Origin of the sequence: Mucilaginibacter sp. NFR10, assembly GCF_900100445.1 — a bacterium.
Lineage (GTDB): Bacteria > Bacteroidota > Bacteroidia > Sphingobacteriales > Sphingobacteriaceae > Mucilaginibacter > Mucilaginibacter rubeus.
Window position 1 is genome coordinate 577643 of the sequence record NZ_FMTV01000002.1, and the last position, 22936, is coordinate 600578.

General features: G+C 43.3%; 15 protein-coding genes. All 15 read left to right on the forward strand.

The features are described 5' to 3' along the window. Positions 1 to 257 precede the first annotated feature (257 nt). The 15 genes from BLP33_RS10330 to BLP33_RS10400 all read left to right on the forward strand — a co-directional run bounded on the left by BLP33_RS10330 (position 258) and on the right by BLP33_RS10400 (position 22758). Positions 258 to 3683, forward strand: coding sequence for a SusC/RagA family TonB-linked outer membrane protein (locus BLP33_RS10330; protein WP_175489986.1), 3426 nt, complete (start codon positions 258 to 260; stop codon positions 3681 to 3683). Between the two features lie 19 nt (positions 3684 to 3702). Continuing rightward, positions 3703 to 5547, forward strand: a complete 1845-nt coding sequence (locus BLP33_RS10335) for a RagB/SusD family nutrient uptake outer membrane protein (RefSeq protein ID WP_090527217.1) — start codon at positions 3703 to 3705, stop codon at positions 5545 to 5547. Positions 5548 to 5721: 174 nt separating this feature from the next. Continuing rightward, a complete protein-coding gene (locus tag BLP33_RS10340; RefSeq protein WP_090527220.1) occupies positions 5722 to 8280 on the forward strand; it encodes a hypothetical protein in 2559 nt (852 codons plus the stop codon). A gap of 9 nt (positions 8281 to 8289) precedes the next feature. Continuing rightward, positions 8290 to 10629, forward strand: coding sequence for a hypothetical protein (locus BLP33_RS10345; RefSeq protein WP_090527223.1), 2340 nt, complete (start codon positions 8290 to 8292; stop codon positions 10627 to 10629). 4 nt (positions 10630 to 10633) lie between these two features. After that, on the forward strand, positions 10634 to 11560 hold the full coding sequence (locus BLP33_RS10350) for a metallophosphoesterase family protein (RefSeq protein WP_090527226.1): 927 nt from the start codon (positions 10634 to 10636) through the stop codon (positions 11558 to 11560). A 60-nt stretch (positions 11561 to 11620) separates the two neighbouring features. Next, entirely contained in the window at positions 11621 to 13822 is a 2202-nt protein-coding gene (locus BLP33_RS10355) for an alpha-galactosidase (protein WP_175489987.1), read from the forward strand. 96 nt (positions 13823 to 13918) lie between these two features. Next, on the forward strand, positions 13919 to 16048 hold the full coding sequence (locus BLP33_RS10360) for a family 20 glycosylhydrolase (protein WP_090527229.1): 2130 nt from the start codon (positions 13919 to 13921) through the stop codon (positions 16046 to 16048). A 419-nt stretch (positions 16049 to 16467) separates the two neighbouring features. After that, complete coding sequence (locus BLP33_RS10365) at positions 16468 to 17223, forward strand: DUF6882 domain-containing protein (protein ID WP_090527232.1); 756 nt, start codon at positions 16468 to 16470, stop codon at positions 17221 to 17223. Between the two features lie 211 nt (positions 17224 to 17434). Beyond that, positions 17435 to 18442, forward strand: a complete 1008-nt coding sequence (locus BLP33_RS10370; protein ID WP_090527235.1) for an FAD:protein FMN transferase — start codon at positions 17435 to 17437, stop codon at positions 18440 to 18442. A 10-nt stretch (positions 18443 to 18452) separates the two neighbouring features. Further along, the gene (locus tag BLP33_RS10375; protein ID WP_090527238.1) at positions 18453 to 19652 is read left to right on the forward strand and encodes a Gfo/Idh/MocA family protein; all 1200 of its coding nucleotides are present in this window, start codon (positions 18453 to 18455) and stop codon (positions 19650 to 19652) included. A gap of 130 nt (positions 19653 to 19782) precedes the next feature. Continuing rightward, complete coding sequence (locus BLP33_RS10380) at positions 19783 to 20163, forward strand: MauE/DoxX family redox-associated membrane protein (protein ID WP_090527241.1); 381 nt, start codon at positions 19783 to 19785, stop codon at positions 20161 to 20163. 50 nt (positions 20164 to 20213) lie between these two features. Further along, positions 20214 to 20534 carry an ArsR/SmtB family transcription factor gene (locus BLP33_RS10385; protein ID WP_090527244.1) on the forward strand — a complete coding sequence of 107 codons (321 nt, stop codon included), beginning with the start codon at positions 20214 to 20216 and terminating at the stop codon, positions 20532 to 20534. Beyond that, positions 20531 to 21034 carry an SRPBCC family protein gene (locus tag BLP33_RS10390; protein ID WP_090527247.1) on the forward strand — a complete coding sequence of 168 codons (504 nt, stop codon included), beginning with the start codon at positions 20531 to 20533 and terminating at the stop codon, positions 21032 to 21034. The genes BLP33_RS10385 and BLP33_RS10390 overlap by 4 nt, the downstream gene beginning before the upstream one ends. Positions 21035 to 21037: 3 nt before the next feature. Next, positions 21038 to 21451: an SRPBCC family protein gene (locus tag BLP33_RS10395; protein ID WP_090527251.1), complete on the forward strand. Its 414-nt coding sequence runs from the start codon at positions 21038 to 21040 to the stop codon at positions 21449 to 21451. 248 nt (positions 21452 to 21699) lie between these two features. Next, complete coding sequence (locus BLP33_RS10400; protein ID WP_090527254.1) at positions 21700 to 22758, forward strand: acetylxylan esterase; 1059 nt, start codon at positions 21700 to 21702, stop codon at positions 22756 to 22758. Positions 22759 to 22936 lie beyond the last annotated feature (178 nt).

Below are 22936 nucleotides of genomic sequence, written 5' to 3' on the forward strand. Positions count from 1 at the left end.
AATAAAAGGAACCATATGGAAAAATAAATACACATCCGGCCTTCAAAATTTAGGCCCATCCCCATAAGGTTAACTCAAAAAAAAACGCATCCCGAGGGCAATCGGAATGCGGTTAAATATTGAGTTAACCCTCCCCGCAAAACGGGAATATGTTTAGTGTCTCTAACTATCTGTTAACCCAACTCAGCAAAAGTATGAAATTAAATGCTTTTTTAATGGCCATGCGTTGTCCGTGGCCGCGCAAAATGTTATTAGTTATGAAATTGACTACCTTGATCATGTTAGTTGCCCTTCTTGAATGTAGCGCAAAAGTGTATAGTCAAAAAATTAACCTGGATGAAACAAATTCCTCACTGAAAAAAGTACTTAACCAGATAAATAAACAAACAGGATATGTGTTTTTTTATGATTCAAAAGATGTACAGAATAAAAGTGTAACCATCCATCTGAAAGATGCCTCAATAGATGAGGCATTAAAGGAATGCCTTAAAAATCAGCCATTAACTTATAAAAAGGTTAATAACAACATTGTTCTTCAGCAAATTGAAAAGGCTGTTGATAATGTTGTAACAAACTTAAATGTAAGCCCGGTTAAGATAAGCGGACAAGTATTTGATACCAAAAATATACCCCTGGCCGGCGTGACTATTTCAGTAAAGGGAAGTCAAACCATCGCTATATCCGACGCTAATGGTAAATTCAATATTGAGGTTCCTGATGGGAACGCAACACTTGTTTTTTCATTTGTTGGCTATGTGAAAAAAGAATTGCAGGTTACTCCCGGCACACCTATGCTGGTAAAGATGGAAGCAGATGTAAGCGGGCTTAGCGAAATAGTTGTGGTTGCCTATGGTACACAGAAAAAAGAAAACCTGACAGGTGCAATAGGCGTAATTAAATCATCTGCACTTGAAAACCGCCCTACATCTTCCCCCGCCAATTTGTTGCAAGGCCTGTCGCCGGGCGTTACCGTTACTACGCAAGGTAGTTATCCCGGCGCAAGCGCTAATATTAAAATCAGGGAATCCTCCACCTGGCAGGGTGGAACAGACCCGCTATACGTGATAGACGGTTTTGTAAGGGATGCAACAACATTTGCCACCATTAACCCGGCCGATATCGATAACATCAGTATCCTGAAAGATGCCGCGTCAACCGCGATTTATGGTATCAGGGGCGGTAACGGTGTTGTTTTGATTACAACAAAACATGGCGTAGCTAATAAGACCTTTATATCCTACAATGCATCATATACAATGAATAACCGTGAAATTACACCACGGAGAATGAACGCTTTTGATGCTTATACTTTTGCCAATGAGGCGTTTGCCCAAAAAGGTTTGCCGGCAAACGATCCAAGCTATTATACGCCTGATGAATTAGATTATTTCAAAACACATTCCTACGATTGGTTAAAAGATACCTGGCGTAATCCTTGGAATACTTCACATAACTTAGCCGTAAGTGGTGGTTCGCAAGCAGCCAGGTACTACATCTCGGCAGGTTATTTCCAGCAGGAAGGGGCAACCTCAAATTCCTTCCGTAAATATAATTTAACAGCAAAAGTGGATGGACAAATTTCTGAGCGGTGGAGCTATAATTTAAATATCCAAAGCGAATGGAATAACGGCAGCCGTCCGTTTTGGGCCTATGATTATGGGGATTTCAATTTGTCGAACATGTACAACAGGTTGTTAATGGTAAATCCCGGCCGGCCGTCTTTTATTAATGGCCTTCCTGTTGGCAACTTTGATAATACCAATACCGCCAACCTGGCAAAGGGAAATGGTGGCTACACCAAGCCGTCGGGTAACAATATCACCCCGGTTTTTCAATTGAAATATGATATCCCCGGCATAACCGGACTATCAGCAAAGGGTACTTTCGCTTACAATACCACTAATAATTACACCAAAGCATGGCGTAATGCACCTTACATTTATTATTTCCAAACCGGTGGAGACCATAACCACATCGTTACCGATAAATTGGATTTAACACGATCAGGAGGCTATCAGATATTAGACCAAGCCCAGATTTCCGGAATTGGTGCACCTACAGAATTGCAGGAGTCATATTCGCAGTCATCTAATTACCAACTGGATTTGATGTTGAATTATGACCGATCTTTTGGCCTTCATAATATCAGCGCGTTTGCCGGCTATGAACAATCGGCATACAGGGGCCATTATTCAACCATTTGGGATGACAATTACAGTAACCCTAACTATCAGCAAATTAACGGTGGCTCAACCAATAGCACCGACTGGTACATCAGGGGCGATCAGAACCAGCCTACAGGCTTTGCTTCCTATTTTGGCAGGGTCGATTACAATTACGCCTCAAAATATTTGCTTGGCTTTACCATGAGGGCCGACGGTTCTTATATTTTCCCGTCAAATAAGCGTTGGGGATATTTCCCGGCCGTTTCAGCAGGCTGGAATATCGCCAATGAAAACTTCTTTGCAAATTATACTAAAGTCCTTGATGTTTTGAAGCTGCGTTTTTCTTACGGTATAACCGGTACAGATAATACCGCTCCATGGCAGTGGCAACAAACCTACAACTTTAACGCAAACTCAGGTATTTATATAGGATCCGGGCTTCCGCCTTCAACAACGTTGGGTTCAACTATCAACCCTAATATCACATGGGAAAAAAATCATAACTACAACCTGGGTTTAGACTTTGGCATGCCAAAAAGAATCCTTACCGGAACTGTTGATTTATGGTACAAAAAAACCACCGATATCCTTGGCGCACGTGTGGCATCAGTCCCAAGCACGGTTGGAGCAAACTTGCCTGCAGTTAATTATGGAATAGCATCGGCACGGGGTATTGAACTATCTCTTAGCCACGAACGGCACATCAATGACTTTTTCTATCGTGTGTCTGGCAACTGGTCATATTCTGCTAATAAATACCTGAAGGTTGACCAGGCGGCATCAGTTCGTGGTTACCAGAATTTGATCGGGCAACCTATTAATGGGATTATATGGGGTTATGTATCCGACGGCATTATCAGAACGCAGCAGGACGCGGATAATATTTTAAAAGCTAACGGCCCTAATTTCACCATATTTGGTAGTAAGCCACAGCCCGGGATGTTGATGTACAAAGATATCAGGGGCCCGCTGGGTATCGATTCGCCTGATGGGAAAATTGACGGGAACGACCAGCAAATCATCTCAAAAAACGGGGTACCGCGTGTTAATTATGGCTTCAACTTCACGTTTGGTTGGAAAGGGCTTAACCTCACGGCAGTATTTGCCGGTTTGGGCCGTTACGATATTATGCCTACCGATGTTTACTACAGACGGCCTTTGCCTGGCAATAATAATTTAACCATCTGGAAAAATGCATGGACTCCGCAAACAGCCTCTACCGCCACCATGCCAAGTCCTATTATGACCGACTGGCAAGGCACAAGCAATAGCGAGGTGTCATCTACATTCTGGTTAAAGAATGGCGCTTTCCTGCGGTTAAAGTCCTTAATTGTTGACTACAGTTTGCCGGCAAGCTTGTTGGCGAAAATAAAAGTTAAAGCTGTGAAAGTTTATTTCAGCGGCGAAAACCTGTATCAATGGAACCATGTAACCGATTGGGACCCTGAACTGGGCGGCGATTTCAGAATGTACCCGGTATTAAGAGGGTTTACCTGCGGGCTTAATGTAACACTTTAAAACATTAAATTATTAGATCATGAAACTTAAATTCAATATACTATTCGTTTTATTGGGGATGATTGCTTTAACAATATCCTGTAAAAAGGTATTTGATGTTGATCATCCGGGAGGCCCAATTACGCCGGAGCAGGAATGGGGCAGTCCTGATTTTGTAAAAGGATATGTAACCGACTTCTATAATATTTTGCCTTCATGGAACAGGAACGAAGAACTGGCCGGCGAGGCTTATTCTGGCGGCAGCGGCGGAAACGGCCTTAACTCTTTCCTTAAAGGCACCTATACAAGCCAAAGCGGTTACCCCGACAGGGTTTGGGACTGGGGAAGGGTAAGGTCTATCAATAACTTTTTTGCAAATATTGATAAAAGTAAATCTGCTTTATCCGATGCCGATTATAAAAGCCTGAAAGGCCAGGCATACTTCTTCCGCGCGTATTTATACTATAGGATGGTAAAAGTATTAGGAGGGGTACCGATCATTACAGCGGTTCAGGACCCAACGGCCGACATAAATACTTTACTGGTAAAAAGGAATTCATCACTTGAGTGTTTTGATTTTATTGGCAAACAGTTGGATAGCGCAATTAATTTATTGCCGGCTACCTGGGGTTCAAATGATATTGGCCGGGTTACCAAAGGCGCTGCTATGGCGGTAAAAGGCGAAGCCCTGTTATTAAAAGCAAGCCCCCTGTTTTGCAAAACACCTAATGCCACTTATTGGAATGATGCTTATAGTGCCTTGCTGGCCGCTAAAACTGAGTTAGATGCTGATGGTTATGGCTTATATACCGATAATACTGCAAAACCAAATGAAAACATGTGGTATGATAAGGCAGGGGCTGCTAAGGAAATGGTTTTGAGCTTACGTTACCATTATCCCGAAAAAACAAATGGCTTTCAACAGGGGCAAAGGCCTTTAACTGAAACCTCTGGCGCTGCAGGCTCCTGCGATCCTACCTGGGAAATGGTGCAGGCTTATCCCATGAAAAATGGTCTCCCAATTTCCGACCCGGCTTCGGGATATGACCCTACAGAGTTTTGGAAGGACAGGGATCCGCGCTTCTATCAAACAATTGTGTATAATGGCGCCAGGTATGATTTTGCGGATATTACACCACGTGTGCAATGGATTTTTAACACGATAGCCGGCGATGATGCGTACAAAGCCACACCCAATTATAATATCACTGGTTTTTATTGCCGTAAGGGGATTGATACCACATTGGGTTCAAGCGTTTGGAACCGCCAGGCTTTTGATTGGCCTATCATCAGGTATGCTGAGGTTTTACTTAACCTTGCTGAGGCTGCTAATGAAGTACAGCACCCGGCCGAAGCAAGGGCCTATATTATTCAAATCCGCCAAAGGGCCCATATCACAGCAGGAGCAGGAAATTATGGATTGGCTGCATCGGTTGGTTCTGATTATCAGGCCACGTTGAACGCTGTTATGACCGAACGGGCAATAGAGTTTGCTTTTGAAGGAAAACGGTTCTGGGATTTGAGGCGCAGACGGATGTTTAGTGTACTGAATAACATGGGCACACTGCACGCTTACGGGCCGTACTTTAACAGTGCGGCTGCATCCGCTCAATATGGTATTAATATTACGCAAAGTAATAGCGGGATTGCCGCACAGCTTTCTAACCTGATAGTAAATTCACCGGCATCGTTTGATCGTAACGCTTTTCTTAAGGCTATTACCAATTACAAATATGAGCCGATAGATCCTGGTGCCACCAGTCAAATCAATATACCCGATGCCTATTATTTCGGTCCTATTGATCCGCAATATATTTTACAAAATAAAAATCTGCAGCAAAATACAGGCTGGGATGGCGGAACATTTAATCCGGTGATACAATAGGTGCCGAATGTGTTTTATTTTTTAAGTGTACTTCCGGTAATGAGACTACCTGAGGTTTAGTTGAAGAGGCGTCCCTGTATGGTGGTACAGGGCGCCCTCTTTTATCATTGATCAGAAAGCGGTGCTTGGAAATTAGAAATGCTTTTTAGTTGATTATATATGAGTTTTTATAACATGATAAATAAATTGAACACAGGTTTTTTAGTTCTCCTGGCGTTCAGTATGATGCTGGTAATTCACCCGCAGGCAAATGCACAAACCATTACTTTAAACACAAAGTTTGTTATGCTTAGTATAAACAAACGTGGGTTTATTACCAGTATTAAGGATAAATCATCCCATAAAGAATATTGCCCTGCCGGTAAAGTTTCTGCCTTACTGAGTCTGTACAAAGGCGAAAACTATATACTGCCGATAGCTGCTGCATTTAATACGCTCAATAAGCGCATTACGCTACGCTATCCTAATGGTTCTGTGGCAACGGTGCAAACTGATGAAAAAGGGGAGTACGTACGATTGAAACTGGTATCGCTTAAGCCGCGAAACGGGGTTGACAATATCGTTTGGGGCCCTTATAAATTAACTATCTCTAAAACAATAGGAGATATCCTGGGCGTAGTAAGAGATGATGATTTCGCATTTGGCATACTCGGTTTAAATGACAATACCACCGGCGGCCCCCCAACAGGAGGCGACATGTCTTTCATGTACTATTTTATTCATTCGCCTGATCCCCTGAAATACCCCTTGCCGCCAAATCTTAAGGAAGGCCAAACTTTCACAATCGGCGGAGATGGCATAAATGATGTGGCGTTTTATTCACATCCGGAAGAGTATTACCGGATGAATTACGGAAACGGGGCAAGACTTGAGCCCGCTTTTGGTTCTACAGTTTGCATGCACTCAAGAGACCGGAGAAAGGAACAGATGATACGGTTCCCGGTGTTGCCCGATAATTTGGATGGGAAGGTAAATTCGGCCAGGTACCAGTTGGTGCCGCCGGTTAATGCCGATTACATCGGATCGTCGGTTGCTTTGCTTGCCTGCCCCGATTCTGTCGGGCTCCGCACTATCGAACAAATAGTTTTAAAGGAAGGGCTGCCGCATCCCGAAATTGATGGTCAATGGATCAAAGACCCTAAAGCATACCGCCCTGACATCGCGTGGCATGGCGCTCATGACAGCCTGATCACCTATGCTCATCAATTAGCCATCAAAGGCGTACAGGACGAAGGATGGGGCGAATATTATCCCAACCCGCAAAATCGCTGGACCAACAGAAAAATAAATTTCAACAACGCGGCTCCCATGAACATTCCGGACTACGGCGCATTGATGAAGAAAAATGGGATCAGGTATGGACTGCATACCCTGTGCGAGTTTCTGCAGCCTGATAATAACAGCGATGTGGCCCCGGTACCAAGCGATAGCCTCGCCATTATGCAGCGCACCATGATAACCAAAGATCTTACTGATCAGGACACGGTTATAACGGTGGCCGACAGGGCTTATTTCAACGAGTTTGGCGGGTGGGAAGGTAACCATACCAATGTGCTGAAAATAGGGAAGGAGCTTATAGAATACAATGGCATTAGCGAGAGCAAGCCTTACACCTTTTTACATATCAAAAGAGGGCTTTATGGAACAAAAAGAGGTACCTATAGAAAGGGTACCACAATAGTAAAGCTGCAGCCTAACTGCTATCGTGGTTTTGTTCCGGATATGAATTTGCAAAAAGTATATGCAGATTATTATGGCAAGTGGCTAACAGAAGGAGGGATGGATTATATTGATTTTGATGGCCTGGAGAGCTGTATGTACCAGGGGCAAGGGCAGTACTCCTTTAAGCAGTTTTTCAGGAAGTTATTTGATACCTACGCAAAAAATGGAGGTGATTATCTCCGCGTAATGGGGAGCGCGGTTTATGAAGGCAACTGGCATTATATGAGCGTTTGCAATGTTGGCGGCGGCAATAATATGTTTAATCCGGTATTGAACCAATGGGGAATAGAGGGAAAAGATATGCGATATGTTTTTGAGGGCAGTTATTTACCTGCAACATTCGGAATAGTTGATTTGCATAGTGATTGGAGTTTATACGATGCTGAAAACCTGGAAGCCAAATCAATTGGATGGAATGCAACCTACATGCTTGGTTTGAGCCAGCATGCTGTTGAAAATTGCCCGGAAAAGAATAATATTTTCAAGGCATACCGCGCCTGGGAAAATGCCAGGGCATTGAATATTTTCACCAAAACAGTAAAAGAGCGTTTAAAAGATTTAAATTATAAATTTCACCTGGTGCAAAACGGCGAAAAGTCTTTCGTTTTATATCCTGTACGTGAAGCCCGTTTTCCTGACCAGCAATACACTGTCGAAAAAAATACGTGCCGGTTAAATAATGAATTTGATGCGCAGCCGCTGGATTGTGCGATACGGATATCATCTGCCGAAAAAGATGGGTATGCTGATGGCATCAGGATCACTTTTCAGGACGGTACAGAACTTTCAATCGACAAAAAAATTACCAATGGCGAATTTATTATCCTGAAGGATAATGCTTGCTATGTAGCGGATAAGAACAGAAAGAAGATCGCTGAAATTCCAGCCCAGGGCAATTTGACACTACCGCATGGAGCATCATCAATCCAGGTTAGCGCCCTGCAAAATAGCAATCAAAAAGTAAATATGGAACTGCTGGTTTCATCTGTAGGACCGGGCATAAAACTTTGATGATTTAACATGGATTTTAACAAAAAAAGCTGCCTTTCCGCATCCATAATTTATACGTGTTTATTAGGCATTGCCCATGCGCAGGGAGCAAAAAAGCTTATAACTCCTGATTTTTTAAAAGCTGTGCATGGAAATATGCGTGTAAGCGCTATCCAATATGAGGGTACCAAAGCATTAAATAAATTTGAGTTCGGGAACAATAGCCTGACAACAGACAGTGCCCAGTGGTTGCTTAACTTAACCGCAAAACAGGGTGCAAGCGCCGGGATACTGGATATCACCGCCGATATTAAGTTAAAAGAAGGCCATGCAGCTGCCACGGCCCTGGAGGTGTCTTTTGACTTCAGCCGCTGGAGCAGGAAGAATTATGTTATGGTGCCTGCAAGTATGTATAACGGGAACAGGTATCCTGCCATTGGCAACGGGTACAACCCACCCTATACCAGGGATATGTACTATAACCCCAAAGTACCGCTAACCATTTCAAATAACCCCAGGTTATCCGCAGAACCCGATAAAGCATCGCTGGTGCAGTTACAAACCGGCAACGCAGCAACGCCGGCAATGTGCTTTTTTTCACCATCGCTAAAGAAAGGCTTTATCCTGTTGACCACCCAGCAGACCCAGTTGGGCAATAGTGGCCTTACCATTGCAGAAAATGCAAAACAAGATAGTTGCAGCTTTAGCATTTCGGCACCGGCAGTGCGCAGACTGGCGCCGGGGTTTGGGGATTTTCATGAAAGTGGTGATAAAGCACACGACTGGAAACCCGGCGACCATATAACCATTGCGATGAGGTTATATGTATTTGATGCCCGCAGCATTCCCGATTTGCTTACGAAGTTTATGCAGGTACGTAAGGATATAACCGGGCCAAATAGCCCCCGCAATATATTACCTATGAGTAAGTTACTTGCAGTAGGTTCGGCAATATGCAGCGGTAATTTTATACATGTTCCTGCCGGTAGTTATTACAAGCCCGAAAATAATGACGATTTTCAGTTAGGTTGGGTGAGCGGTATGATTAATACCTATCCTATGCTGGTGCTTGATAATGCAAAAGAACGTGAGCGGGTAGCAGAGGAGATCGATTTCGTTGTGAATAAACTTCAGGGGAAAAGCGGCTTTTTTTATGGCGGAATAGAAGCAAATGGCCGCCTTCTTTTTGAAAAAATGCACCCTGATTTTCCGGAGGGCCAGGCCATGGTACGCAAAAACAGCGATGCTTTACTGTGGCTGATGAAACATCTGTTACTGTTCAAAGCGCAGGGTTTTGAAAACATAATTAAGCCCGAATGGGAGTCGGCCGCTAAGAAACTGGCCGGAGCTTTTACTAACACCTGGAAAAGATACGGCGAGTTTGGGCAGTACATCGTACCCGAAACTGGCGAGATAGCCGTATTTAACTCCACGGCAGGGGCGATGGCGCCCGGCGGACTGGCTATTGCGGCAAATTACTTTAGTAATCCGGAGTGGCTTGTAGTAGCCAGGGAAACAGCAAATTATTATTACCAACGCGATGTGGTAAACCAGGGCCTTACCGGCGGCGACTGCGGGGATATTAGTATGGATGCTAATTCAGAATCAGCATTTGGTTTTTTAGAATCATTGATGGCCTTATACAACGTTACGGGCGATAAAAGCTGGTTACAGAAGGCTGAGGTAGAAGCGGCGCTTTGTTCAACCTGGGTATTGTCCTATGATCCTGTTTTTCCAGCCGGCAGTCAGATCGCAAAGTTGAACTGCCATATGGCCGGGGCAGTTTGGGCCAGTATTCAAAATAAACATTCAGCTCCGGGTATTTGTGAAGCCTCGGGCGATTACCTGTTCAAATTATACCGTGCGACGGGTAACAAATTATATGCAGATTTAATAAAGGATATTCAACATGCGCACGCCGAAGCGGTAAACATGCCAGGTCATTATACTACCAACAACCTTATCGGATCAAGCATGGAACGAATTCAGCCCAGTGACGCCGAAGGCAGGGGCAGTGTCGGCAATTTCATAAACACCCGGAATTCGTGGACGGAAACGAACGGCATGTTAATGGCCATTGAACTGCCTGGAATTTATCTTCAGACAGATAAGGGAAAACTCCTGGTTTTTGATCATGTGGAAGCTGCTGTTTTGAAGAAGGATAAGAAATTGACCACACTGCTGCTGAGCAACAACACCGGGTATGATGCCAACGTAGCCGTTTTTGCGGAAAGCACTACGCAGGCTCAGAAGCCGCTTCCGTATACAGCGTTTTTACATTGGCCTAAAGTGATGGTAAAAACAGGACAAAAAGTACAGCTGCAAATCACAGCCGGCAACAAAATTTTGGCCGTTAAAACACTTAACTAAAAACATGACAAACACTGTCGACTCAAAAAAAAGGCGGGACCTGGTAAAGGGGATAGGGCTGCTCGCCATATCATTGCCATTAGGAGTAAAACGCGAACCGAATGCTTTGGCCGGTCCGCATGAAAAGAAACGGGTATTAAGGATAGCACATATTACAGATGTACATATCCGCCCCGAATACAATGCGCCGGAACGTTTCGGGCGCTGCATTGAAGAAATAAAGAAACATAAGGTCGATTTTTTTCTAAACGGAGGTGATTCCATATTCGCTGCCGACTACAATAACATTACCCGTGAACGGGTCAACGAACAGTGGGCGATATGGAAAAACGCCCGTGAAAGATTTAAGGGATATGAAGTATACAGTTGTTTGGGCAATCATGATATGTGGTGGGCTTGCCCTGACAAATCCGACAGCATGTATGGCAAACCGCATGTTATCGCTCAACTTGAAATGCCGGGCCGCTTTTACAGTTTTGAAAAGCATGGGTGGCATTTTATCATTCTCGACAGTAATAATGATAATGCAGGTTCATTAGATGCCGAACAGCGAAAATGGCTGGAGAACGACCTGGCGTCACTGCGGCGCGGCACGCCCGTTTTGTGTATGAGCCATTACCCGATTTTGAGCGTAAGCACCATAATGGAAGGAGGCAACCATACAGATGCGAGATATATCACTAATTTATTTAATAAACACCGGGACAAAACAATCACTTGTATAAGCGGCCATATCCATTTACGTGATGAGGCTGGGTATGATGGCGTTCGCTACTATTGTAACGGCGCCTTAAGTGGATTTTGGTGGGAAGACGGCGATAGTGATTCGGCGGCTAAATGTTATTACCGCGAAACCCCGCCTGGCTATGCTATATTAGATTTATTTGAAGATGGAAGCGTAAGTAACCGCTATTATCCGCATTCGTTCTGACTGAAGAGGTTATCCGTATAGTGTTGCTTTTAAAATATTGAACAAATTGAAAAGAAATAAATGAAAAGAAAGCTGTTTTTTTCGACGATTGCTTTTTGGGGCATCATCAACATCGCCAGTTCACAAGAAGCGAATAATAAATTACCCGCCTGGAAGGAAAACGACAGTCCGGTCCTTTCTCAGGATTGGCTGGTAAACCCTGTTCAGCAAAAAGCCGATGTTTATGCTGATGGTAAAAACATTATTTTGAGCAATGGTTTAGTAAAAAGGACCTTCCGGATTCAGCAAAATGTGGCCTGCATTGATTACAGCAATATGAGCAACGGCCAGCAACTGCTGAGGGCTGTTAAGCCCGAAGCGAAGTTAACCCTTGATGGCAGGGAATATAATATCGGAGGCCTTTACGGGCAAAAGGAGAATGCCTATCTGCTGCCCGAATGGGTAAGCGGATTCAAAGGCAATGAAAATGATTTTCAGTTTCAATCCTTTTCGGTAACGGATATTCCTCCTTACATCCGCTGGAAACCGCGGGGATGGGCACTGAATACTGTTCCTGGCTCCGGTAAAATGCTGTCATTTACCTATAAATCAAATGTTGACGGTTTAAAAGATCTGCTTGTTACTGTACATTATGAACTGTATAATAACATTCCTCTTATTGTAAAATGGCTTTCGGTTCAGAATAAAGGAAATAAAGCGATAACGTTAAACAGGGTAGTAAATGAAGTGCTTGCAACAGTAGAGGAAGAAAGTGCCGTAGTTGGTTCGCCGGCTCAGATGGAAAAACAGCACGGCCTTTATCTGGAGACTAACTATGCCTTCAATAACTCTATGCGATATGATATCAGCGACCAAACTACCCATTGGAAAGCCGATAGCAATTATACATCACAGGTAAATTATAATTATCAAACGCCGTGTTTATTAGAGGTATACCCGGAAAAGGCTACTGGTATAAGGTTGGGAAAAGGGCAGGTTTTTAACTCGGTTCGCACTTATGAGTTACTGATGGATAGTTATGACCGCGAAAGGCGGGGATTGGCTATCAGGAAAATGTACAGCACCATAGCTCCATGGACGACCGAAAACCCCATCTTCATGCACCTCGTAAGCCGTAACGATGATGATGTAAAAAAGGCTATAGACCAATGCGCGGCGACAGGATATGAAGCCCTGATCCTCAGCTTTGGAAGCCATTGCAATATGGAAGACAGTTCGGCTGTCAACATACAACGCTGGAAAACACTATCCGATTATGCACACAGTAAGCATATCCTGATAGGGTGCTATTCTTTATTTAGTTCAAGGCGGATCAGCGATGAAGATGATGTGATCGATCCGGTAACAAAAAAGCCGGATGCAGCTGCGTTCTTTGGTAATGCCCCTTGTTTGGGCAGCAAATGGGGCCTGGCCTATCTGGATAAATTAAAATACTTTATTGGTAAAACCGGGTTCGATATTTTTGAAAATGACGGCCCTTATCCCGGCGATGTTTGTGCTTCAACTACACATCCCGGCCATAAAAACCTGGATGATAGCCAATGGCGGCAAATGGAACTGCAAAAAGGTTTATATCATTGGTGCAATGAGCATGGTGTTTATGTGAACGCTCCCGACTGGTATTTTTTGGATGGCACCAACAAAATTGCCTTAGGCTACCGGGAAGTTAATTTTTCTTTGCCGCGCGATCAGCAAATGATCCTGAACCGTCAGAATATTTTTGATGGTACCTGGGAAAAGACCCCTGCAATGGGCTGGGGATTTGTGCCGCTTACCCGGTATCAGGGCGGTGGCCCCGAAGCCGTGCTGGAACCGCTTTCGGATCATTTGAAAGATTATGAACAATTGATGGTGCAATATTACGGGGCGGGAGTCCAGGCCTGTTACCGCGGCCCAAGATTGTATGATACCGAGGCTACCCGCAAGATGGTGGTAAGTGTAATTGACTGGTATAAAAAATATCGCAGCATCCTTAACTCCGATATTATCCATCTTCGCCGGGCCGACGGCAGGGACTGGGATGGTTTGCTGCATGTGAACCCGAAACTAGGTACAAAAGGAATGATCATGCTTTACAACCCGCTTAAAGTTGCGATCACAAGAACCATTAAGGTACCCCTGTACTACACAGGTTTAACAAGTTCGGCCCTGCTCAGGGAAAAGGGAGGGGTAGCTAAAAAGTATCCTGTTGACAGGAAATATGAGATCACGCTAACCTTCAATATTGCGCCCGAGAGTTATACATGGTTCACTATTGAATAAATGGCTACGGATATGGTTAAAACCACCGGCGAAGCAACAAAATTACCCCTCCAGTTTTCTTAATTGTTATTTACAACCACATCGAAATTCATTTGAATGATCTCAACAAAAAAATTAATCACGTACATCACGTTCTTTGTTTTAATACAATCGGGCCTGCACGCCCAGGTGAATAATATTGCGCCGAATATCATACCGGCGGTTCATCAATGGCAGGCAGGTAACGGTAGTTTTATTATCAGCGCTGCTACGGTATTTAAATTTAAGCCATCTGTATCAACACAAAAAACTGTTGCAATATTCCTTGAAGACCTGGCTGCGTTGCGAGGCAAGGAGCAACAATCCGGGTTACAGGCAAAAGGAGGGAAGAATGATATCATCATAAAAATCAAACTGCAGCGTCATTTAACCCAACTCCAAAAAGAATCTTATCACCTGGAAATCAAACCGGATAAGATTATTATAAAGGCAATGGACGAGGCGGGTGTTTTTTATGCTACCAGGACTTTGCTGCAGTTAATTGAACAGAGTACCGATAAGCAAAGCATCCCTTGTTATATTATTTCAGATATCCCTGCCTATCCTTTTAGGGGATTTATGCTGGATGTTGGGCGCAAATTTTTCCCGGTATCGCAGCTGAAAGATTACATATGCCGCATGAGCTGGTATAAAATGAATCAATTACAATTGCATTTAAACGATCAGGCTTTTCACGGGCAGCACTACGCGGCTTTCAGGATCCAAAGCAAAACATATCCGCAGCTAACATCAACAGATGGGTTTTACACACAGCAGGAAATCAGGGATTTGATACAATACGCCGCAGATCGTGGCATAAATATTATCCCTGAAATTGATGCGCCCGCCCACGCCATGAGTATTTTAGATATTGCCCCCGAGCTAAAAAATGAAAAATTACAGGATGGACAGCTGGATGTATTAAATCCCAAAACCACCGCCATGATGGAAAAGATCTTCGATGAATTTGTGCCGTTATTTCCATCACCCTATTTCCATATCGGAACTGATGAGTACAGATTTAAAAAGGCTACTATGACAGAAGACCGTAAGGCTTTTGCAGCAGGGTTTTGCAACTATATCAATCATTTCAACAGATACATAGGTGCTAAGGGAAAAAAAGTAATGATATGGTCCGGATACAACGAAATGCCAGGATTTACCCCAATTGATAGCAATATAGTGATTGATATGTGGTTGGGCAATAATGCCAAAGAAGAGATTAAAGCAGGGCACCAGGTGGTACAATCAACGGACGGATGGCTGTATATTGTTCCAGGTACAAATTACTATGGGGTAGATAATAAGTTTTTATATGAAAAATGGGCTCCCAACGATTTCGGTTCAAACCAGCAGCTAAACCCGGGCGAACCTGATTTGTTAGGGGCGAAGCTGCATGTATGGAATGATCTTGGGCCAATGGGTTTTACCTATCATGAAACGGCAGAAGAAGTTGCGGTGGCTTTACCCGTAATGGCTGAGAAACTATGGGGCAATAAAATGTCACCTACTTTTGATGAATTTATAAAGAGAGTTGACGGCTTGAAAAACGTACCTCAGGTAAATGATACAAGGCTATTGGACGCTTCCAAAAATAGTGATCCAATCATTGACTTCGATTTTAAAGAAAATACTTTACCCGATGCTGCAAATAAACAGCTAATAAAACCTTTAACAGGTTACGAATCAAAATCAGTATTAGCGCTTGATCAGCATGATTTTGTTCGGCTAAACTTACCAGCCGACGAGTTAGAACAACCCTGGACATTGAGCTTCCGGGTTAAAAAAACAGATACCCGCGATACAACGACGGTACTGTTCGAATCGCCTTACGGAACAATTTTCCTGAACCTTAAAGATAAAAAATCGGGCAAGACCGGTTTAGGTATTGCCCGGACTGTTGGCTATAAAGAGTACGCAGGTGAGGGCGAAGATTTTTACCGGCAGGTATTTACCGGCATTGTCCCTGTAAATAAATGGACGCAAATAACTTTGACCGGCGGGCATAACACCTGTACTTTGTATATCGATGGCAAAGAAACAGAGTCAGTCGAAAAGCAATTCGTTTGCCCGCTAAAAACAATAGGAAGCAGCTGCGGCCATCTTTCAGCTTCATCATTTTTAACTAACATAAAAGTGTTTGGCCGGATATTGAACAGAGATGAAATAATGGCATTGTATTTAAATGCTAAGCTATTAATCGATTAATTAAAGAAAATAGGTTACCATTCCAAATAGCTGGTATTGATTGTTTATAGCCAGCCGTTTTAATTTGATGATAAGGTAGAACGAAATACAGCTTACTATTGGCTGGGGTGTAAAAAAGATGAGCCTCTGATGCTAAATTGGGTTTTCCTTATACGCAGGTTATCCATACAGTGCGAAGATATTAGAACAACTATTAACCTTTTTGTTGTACCGATGAAGGTTTAATTGAAAACGGCTTAGAAATTTTAGATCGACCGCAATCATCAAATAGAACGGCAACTGTTTCAGATCATCTAAAAATTGGTTCGTGAGGCGATCGGGATTGAGTACGAAAAGAAAAATAGTAAGTTGAACGTATGTTTTGCTTACGGTTTTTTTATTGTTGAAAATCTTAAGTTTACTTAAAATTAATTCGTTCTATGCTGTCACAGGAACACGATTTTGAAGAATTTAAAAGTCAATGTGTAACACATCTAATGTCGTTACAACCTGAATTTATGAAGTTGTATGATATTGATAGTTATGATGAATGGTTTTACGACCATGGCGTTGGTGCATTTCATTTCAAATCGGACAATGAAAGAAATTTGTATTTTAAATACGTTGATGTCGGTTCATTTTCAACCAAAGACAACACCTGGAAATGGGCTTGGGATAACATTACCACCCCCAAACACGTCAGCCGTTCTTTGGAAAAAGTGAAAGCTTTCGGATTAGAAAACGATTTTGAACAGCTTATTGAAGGTCTGTTTGAAGGGGATGAATATACAGGTTGGGAAATGACCGCGATTTCGGCAAAATTGTTAAACGCGATTGGTTCATATCGCATACCGCACGATCATCTGTTTATGTATTTTATTTTTACTAATGAACTAACACAAGCAGAATACAACGATCTCAAAAATAAGTATATCGATTGTGAAACACATGTGTCTGATCGTGTTGCATTTGTCTGTCAGCATTTAATTAGTAATAAATCTATTGGTTTCCATGAGGCTTTCGATTCCCATCCATCATTTGATCCTGATGGTGACTATCAGGCATGGTGTGATGAGTGCGAAAAGATCAGGCTCAGAGACGGCGAGTGGACTGATAACGCAATGGCTTTCGCAGACATTAAAGTTGTTTGCAATCAATGTTATTTTGAAATTAAAGACAGGAACCAGAGAGATTGAACAACTCCATTGTATATTCATAGGTTGAGCTTACTGTAGAATGGATTTGAATATCCGGCTTGACTCTCTCTGGAAATACTTTGAAGCGCACAGATCCAACAAATACCTCCATTTTTTTCACAAATACTCCCGGCACTGCAGATGATCGCTATGCTTATTTCACGCAATGAGATGAAAAAGCGGCTGAATGCTTACATTTGGCTATCTGACTATGAAAACGACCTTACTGGCGTATCCTTGCGTCTTTATTTTGGTATGCTGTGCTTTCGTACAGCAGGAGCCGCTCCGCCGCTTCGAGCTGAAGGGGTATGCACAAGGTACCACATATGGTATCGTGTATTATGCGCCCGACAGCCTGGTGAATACAGCGCAAACGGATAGCCTGTTAAAGCATTTTGATCAGTCGGTGTCCCTATATCAGCCTAATTCGCTTATCTGCCAGTTCAACCGTTCTGCAAAAGGTATCCGTATAGATGAAATTTTTCGTGTGCTGATCACCCGTGCGCTGCAGATCAGCCACGCAACCGGGGGGCTGGTTGACCCCACAGTGAAACCTTTGGTTGATGCCTGGGGATTTGGTGTAATTAAACCGGCACATGACCCCGACCGGGAAGAAGTGCAAAACCTCCTTCATCATGTAGGAGCGGATAAAATCAGTTTGAAAGGTACTTTTTTACACAAAACCCAGCCGGAAGTACAACTGGATCTCAACGGCATCGCGCAGGGCTATTCTGTCGATCTGCTGGCTTCGTTATTGGAACAGCATTCCATTCATAACTATCTCATCGAATTGGGTGGCGAATTACGTATTAAAGGCCATAAACCCGGCAACGAACCGTTTAAGGTGGGCATTGAAGGCATCAGTGGCGATGACCTGAATCCGGCCCCGATGCGGAAAGTGATTGAGCCGGGGGATGGCGCCATTACTACATCCGGCAATTACCGCAAACATCATGAAGCAGGCGGCAAACAGGTTTCGCACCTGATGGATCCGTTAACAGGTTATCCAATTCAAAACGAAATGATCAGCGTTACCGTTTATGCAAAAGATGCAATAACAGCGGATGGTTATGATAACGGGTTTATGACAATGGGATTAAAACGCACATTGAACTTTCTGAAAAACCGGAAGGATCTGGGTGCTTATATTGTATACCGGAAGCCGGATGGCCGTATAGCAGATACGGTTACTGCTTACTTTAAAGGATATCAACAATAAAACTGGATAAATGGAGAGAAGAACTTTTTTGAAAAATACAGGCCTGCTAACAGGCGGACTATTGCTAAACCAAAACCTGAGCGCAATACAGCCCGGGGCCGATCCCGTTAAAATTGCAGTTGTAGGCTGTGGCGACCGTGGTACCGGGATTATGAATATCCTTAACGGAATGCCCGATCAGTTCCAGATTACTGCCTTATGCGATGTGCTCGATTTCAGACTGACAGCAGCACAAAAGCTGGTTAAGCCAGGTTCAGTAAAAATATATACGGATTACCGTAAATTAATTGATGATAAGCAGGTGGAGGCGATCATCGTTGCTGTTCCGCTGTACCTGCACTACGCTGTGGCTGCTGATGTTATCCGCTCGGGCAAACATTTATACCTGGAAAAAACGATGACCTATGCCATTGATCAAGCGCTTGAGCTTGTGAGCCTGATGCATGGCCGCAGCAACCAGGTGCTGCAGGTTGGTCACCAGTACCGCTATTCGCCTTTATATTACCGGGTTAAGGAGATGATCAATAAAGGCTACCTGGGTAAAGTAACACAAGTGGATTGCCGCTGGGACCGCAATGGCAATTGGCGACGCCCGGTGCCTGATCCTTCACTGGAACGGGCCATCAACTGGCGCATGTACAAAGAATATTCGGGAGGACTGGCGGCCGAACTGCTTTCGCACCAGATTGATTTTATTAACTGGGTTTTTGATACCCATCCGCAGGAGTTTTTTGCCACTGGCGGGATAGATGTGTTTAAAGATGGCAGGGAGACCTATGATAATGTACAACTGATGTTACGTTACCCGGACCTGGGCCTGATCGGTAATTTCGGCGCAATGTGCGGCAATGCGCATGACGGATATCTTTTCAAGATTAAAGGTACCCTGGGTACTGTATCCCTGCTAACTGATCAGGGCATGTTTTACCCCGAGAAAAAACTATTGAAAGAAAAAGGGACAGTAGACGGCGTAACCGGTGCAACACGTATTGTATGGAATAAAGAAGGAGGCACACCCATTCTGCCCGAGGCGACGAAAGATGGTACCTGGTATGCATTCAACGATTTTTATCAGAAAATACAGCATAATGAGCTACCGGATAGTAATGTATTCACGGGAGCCCGCACCGCCATCAGTGTGCACCTGGGCAACCAGGCGCTGTACAGCAAAAAGATCTGCAACTGGGATAACAGTTATAAGATTGGATAATTAGAAGCCCCGATATCGCAAATATCGGGGCTTTGTGTTTATAACTAAAAAAATCAAAATAAATTTGTGAAACCAATTAGTTGCGCATATATTTGCAACCAATCAGTTTCTTATTTAAATAAACCAAACCATGAAAACTAAAATCCTATTTGTTTTATGCCTGTTAACCGGGCTAATGTTTATCAACGCCGGTCTTGACAAATTTTTTCATTACATGCCCATGCCTAAAGAAATGCCTGAAAAAATGGTGAAAGCGGGGCAGGCCTTTATGCAAATAGGCTGGCTAATGCCGCTGGTGGGTGCCATGGAAATCCTTGGCGGTGTATTATTGATCATCCCAAGAACCAGGGCGCTTGGTGCTGTAGTACTCGTACCTCTTTTAACCGGTATTTTATTGGCTAATATCAGTATGGCCCCATCAGGTTTACCTATCGTATTGATATTGATCGCAATTGTTCTTTGGGTAATTATTGACAATTGGGAAAAATACCTGCCCATGATCAGGAAATAAGTTTTAAATGAACCGGCGGTCTTATTAACCGGTTCGTAAATAGTACTTCAATGAGAAGAGATATTTTTCAGGCTGTTGCCGACCCTACACGGCGGGCTATCATCGCCTTAATCGCCTTACAGGCAATGACACCTAATGCCATCGCCGAGCATTTTGACACTACGCGGCAGGCAATTTCAAAACATCTGAAGGTTTTGACCGAATGCGAACTGGTGAAACAGGAACACCAGGGGCGTGAGATCTACTATCAACTGGAGATTGACAAAATGAAAGAAATAGACAAATGGCTGGAGCAATTCCGTAAGATTTGGGAAACTCGGTTCCTGCAACTCGATAACCTTTTAGCTACCTTAAAAAAACAACAAAAATGAAAAACAACTTGCACTTTGATTTTATTGCCGACAAAGTAAAAAATACGCTGACCATCAGACGTGAGTTTTTAGCCGACAGACCATTGGTTTGGGACTGTTATACTAAAAGCGAATTGCTCGATCAGTGGTTTGCGCCAGCGCCCTTAACCACCAAAACCAAATCAATGGACTTTAGCGAAGGTGGCCACTGGCACTATGCCATGGTAGAGCCCAACGGTACAGAATATTGGGGCTGGACAGACTATCTGAAAATCAAACCCATTGATTACTATACATCATTGGATGCTTTTTGTAACGCAGAAGGTGAAATAAATAAGGATCTTCCCCGTGCGGAGTGGCTTGTGAATTTTACCGATAAAGGAGAAAACGCTTTGGTAGAAACCATTGTAACTTACAAATCGCTTTCAGATTTGGAAACTGTTATCCAGATGGGCATGGAACAGGGAATGATGGCAACCCTTGAAAAGCTTGACCAATTATTATTAACCTTAAAAAAGTAAAAAATGAGCAACAAGATCACCGTTACCGCTATGGTAAATGCAGATGCTAAAAAAGCTTGGGATTATTACACCAATCCCGAACACATTACAAAATGGAACTTTGCAGATCCTTCATGGCAATGTCCTTCTGCATCAAATGATATGCGGGTAGGCGGAAAATACTCGGCAAGAATGGAAGCTAAAGACGGGAGCTTTGGTTTTGACTTTGAAGCTACTTATGACGAAATTGTTGACGGTGAAAAGTTTACCTATACCATGCCAAACGGCAGGCAGGCCTCGGTTGCCTTCAAAGCCAATGATAATCAAACTGAAGTTGAGGTAGCTTTCGATCCTGAAGATCAAAATCCCCTTGAAATGCAAAAAAATGGCTGGCAGGCGATACTTAACAACTTTAAAAAATACGCCGAAGAAAATTAATGTGCTCAGAAAGTTACCGTTAATGGTAGTTTTACAGAAGCTGGATGGAGACATTCAGCTTTCGTACTTTTTACTCTGCCCTTAGTTTAGGAGTAGGAAAATGTACTCAACAAAACTATTATTCTTTTTACCAATTCCCCGCTTCCTGTCCCGGCCTGTACACTTCAATATTCTCACGTAGTATGTTAGTATTGTTACACTCATTAATCTGTATATTTTATACATTGTACCTATAAATCAATCATGTTATGTTGTTTAAGATCAGGGTGCTTTGTGCCTGTATTACATTATCGGTATGCTCTTTGCTTTCATTTGCGCAGCAAATAAATTATCCTCCAGTTGATAAGGTTGCCGCTGATTTTAAAAAACTGCTGGAAAGGCCACGCGTTCCATTAAATCCATCCATTACAATAACACAAACAGATTCGGTTATTATAGAGCACGGTTTTATTTACAGCGAAAAGGACGAACGGGTGCCTATTCTTATTTATAAGCCGGTTACCGGTATAAAACCATACCCTGCTGTAATTTTTTTACATGGTACAGGTGGTAAAAAGGAAGACAACAAAAACATGTTGTACCAATTGGTTAAAAGAGGGATCATGGGCGTAGCCATTGATGCCCGCTTTCATGGCGAACGCATTGCCGGAGGCGCGCACGGCTCAAAAGAATACGTAGCAGCTGCCACCGCTGCCTGGGAAAATAAGGACAAAGCCCATCAAACGCATCCATTTTTGTTTGATACCGCTTTCGATCTTTGGCGGGTAACCGATTACCTGGCAAGCAGGCCTGATGTAGATGCCAACCGCATTGGTATGGGCGGCATATCCATGGGAGGGATGGAAACATGGCTTGCGGCATCAGTAGATAAGCGGATAAAAGTAATTGTACTGGATATTGCAGTGCAGAGTTTCAAATGGTCGTTAGATAATGATAAATGGCAGGGGCGGGCAGGTACTATCCGGGGAGCGCATTTGCAGGCAGCCAAAGACCTTGGCGATTCGGTATTAAACAAGCATAATGTACAGGCTGTATGGGATAAACTATTACCCGGTATCACCGGCGAGTTCGATTGTCCGTCGATGCTGCGATTGATAGCGCCCCGTGCCGTGTTGATTGTAGGCACAGAAAATGATCCCAATTGCCCGCTTCCCGGAGCAAACATAGCTTACGCTTCGGCCATACAAGCATATAGATCGAAAGGGGCAACCGATAAGATTATGCGCGATGTAACGCCAAAGCTATTCCATACATCTACGCCTGAACATTTAAAAATGACGTTGGATTGGTTTAGCAAATGGCTGTAGGTATGTATGTCACTGCAATGTTAATGGAAGCTTCAGACAGAATATTTATCTGAAAAAATAAAATTAACAAAAATTTGCTAAATCGATTTTATTATATAATTTGGTCGTGCAATAACCAATTTATAAATACCGGTCAATTTTAGTTCTGAAGGTTTATCTGTCAAAAAAAACTTACGGT

Coding starts and splice junctions, on each gene's coding strand:
- BLP33_RS10330 (WP_175489986.1), top strand. CDS start 258: ATGAAATTGACTACCTTGATCATGTTAGTTGCCCTTCTTGAATGTAGC.
- BLP33_RS10335 (WP_090527217.1), top strand. CDS start 3,703: ATGAAACTTAAATTCAATATACTATTCGTTTTATTGGGGATGATTGCT.
- BLP33_RS10340 (WP_090527220.1), top strand. CDS start 5,722: ATGATAAATAAATTGAACACAGGTTTTTTAGTTCTCCTGGCGTTCAGT.
- BLP33_RS10345 (WP_090527223.1), top strand. CDS start 8,290: ATGGATTTTAACAAAAAAAGCTGCCTTTCCGCATCCATAATTTATACG.
- BLP33_RS10350 (WP_090527226.1), top strand. CDS start 10,634: ATGACAAACACTGTCGACTCAAAAAAAAGGCGGGACCTGGTAAAGGGG.
- BLP33_RS10355 (WP_175489987.1), top strand. CDS start 11,621: ATGAAAAGAAAGCTGTTTTTTTCGACGATTGCTTTTTGGGGCATCATC.
- BLP33_RS10360 (WP_090527229.1), top strand. CDS start 13,919: ATGATCTCAACAAAAAAATTAATCACGTACATCACGTTCTTTGTTTTA.
- BLP33_RS10365 (WP_090527232.1), top strand. CDS start 16,468: ATGCTGTCACAGGAACACGATTTTGAAGAATTTAAAAGTCAATGTGTA.
- BLP33_RS10370 (WP_090527235.1), top strand. CDS start 17,435: ATGAAAACGACCTTACTGGCGTATCCTTGCGTCTTTATTTTGGTATGC.
- BLP33_RS10375 (WP_090527238.1), top strand. CDS start 18,453: ATGGAGAGAAGAACTTTTTTGAAAAATACAGGCCTGCTAACAGGCGGA.
- BLP33_RS10380 (WP_090527241.1), top strand. CDS start 19,783: ATGAAAACTAAAATCCTATTTGTTTTATGCCTGTTAACCGGGCTAATG.
- BLP33_RS10385 (WP_090527244.1), top strand. CDS start 20,214: ATGAGAAGAGATATTTTTCAGGCTGTTGCCGACCCTACACGGCGGGCT.
- BLP33_RS10390 (WP_090527247.1), top strand. CDS start 20,531: ATGAAAAACAACTTGCACTTTGATTTTATTGCCGACAAAGTAAAAAAT.
- BLP33_RS10395 (WP_090527251.1), top strand. CDS start 21,038: ATGAGCAACAAGATCACCGTTACCGCTATGGTAAATGCAGATGCTAAA.
- BLP33_RS10400 (WP_090527254.1), top strand. CDS start 21,700: ATGTTGTTTAAGATCAGGGTGCTTTGTGCCTGTATTACATTATCGGTA.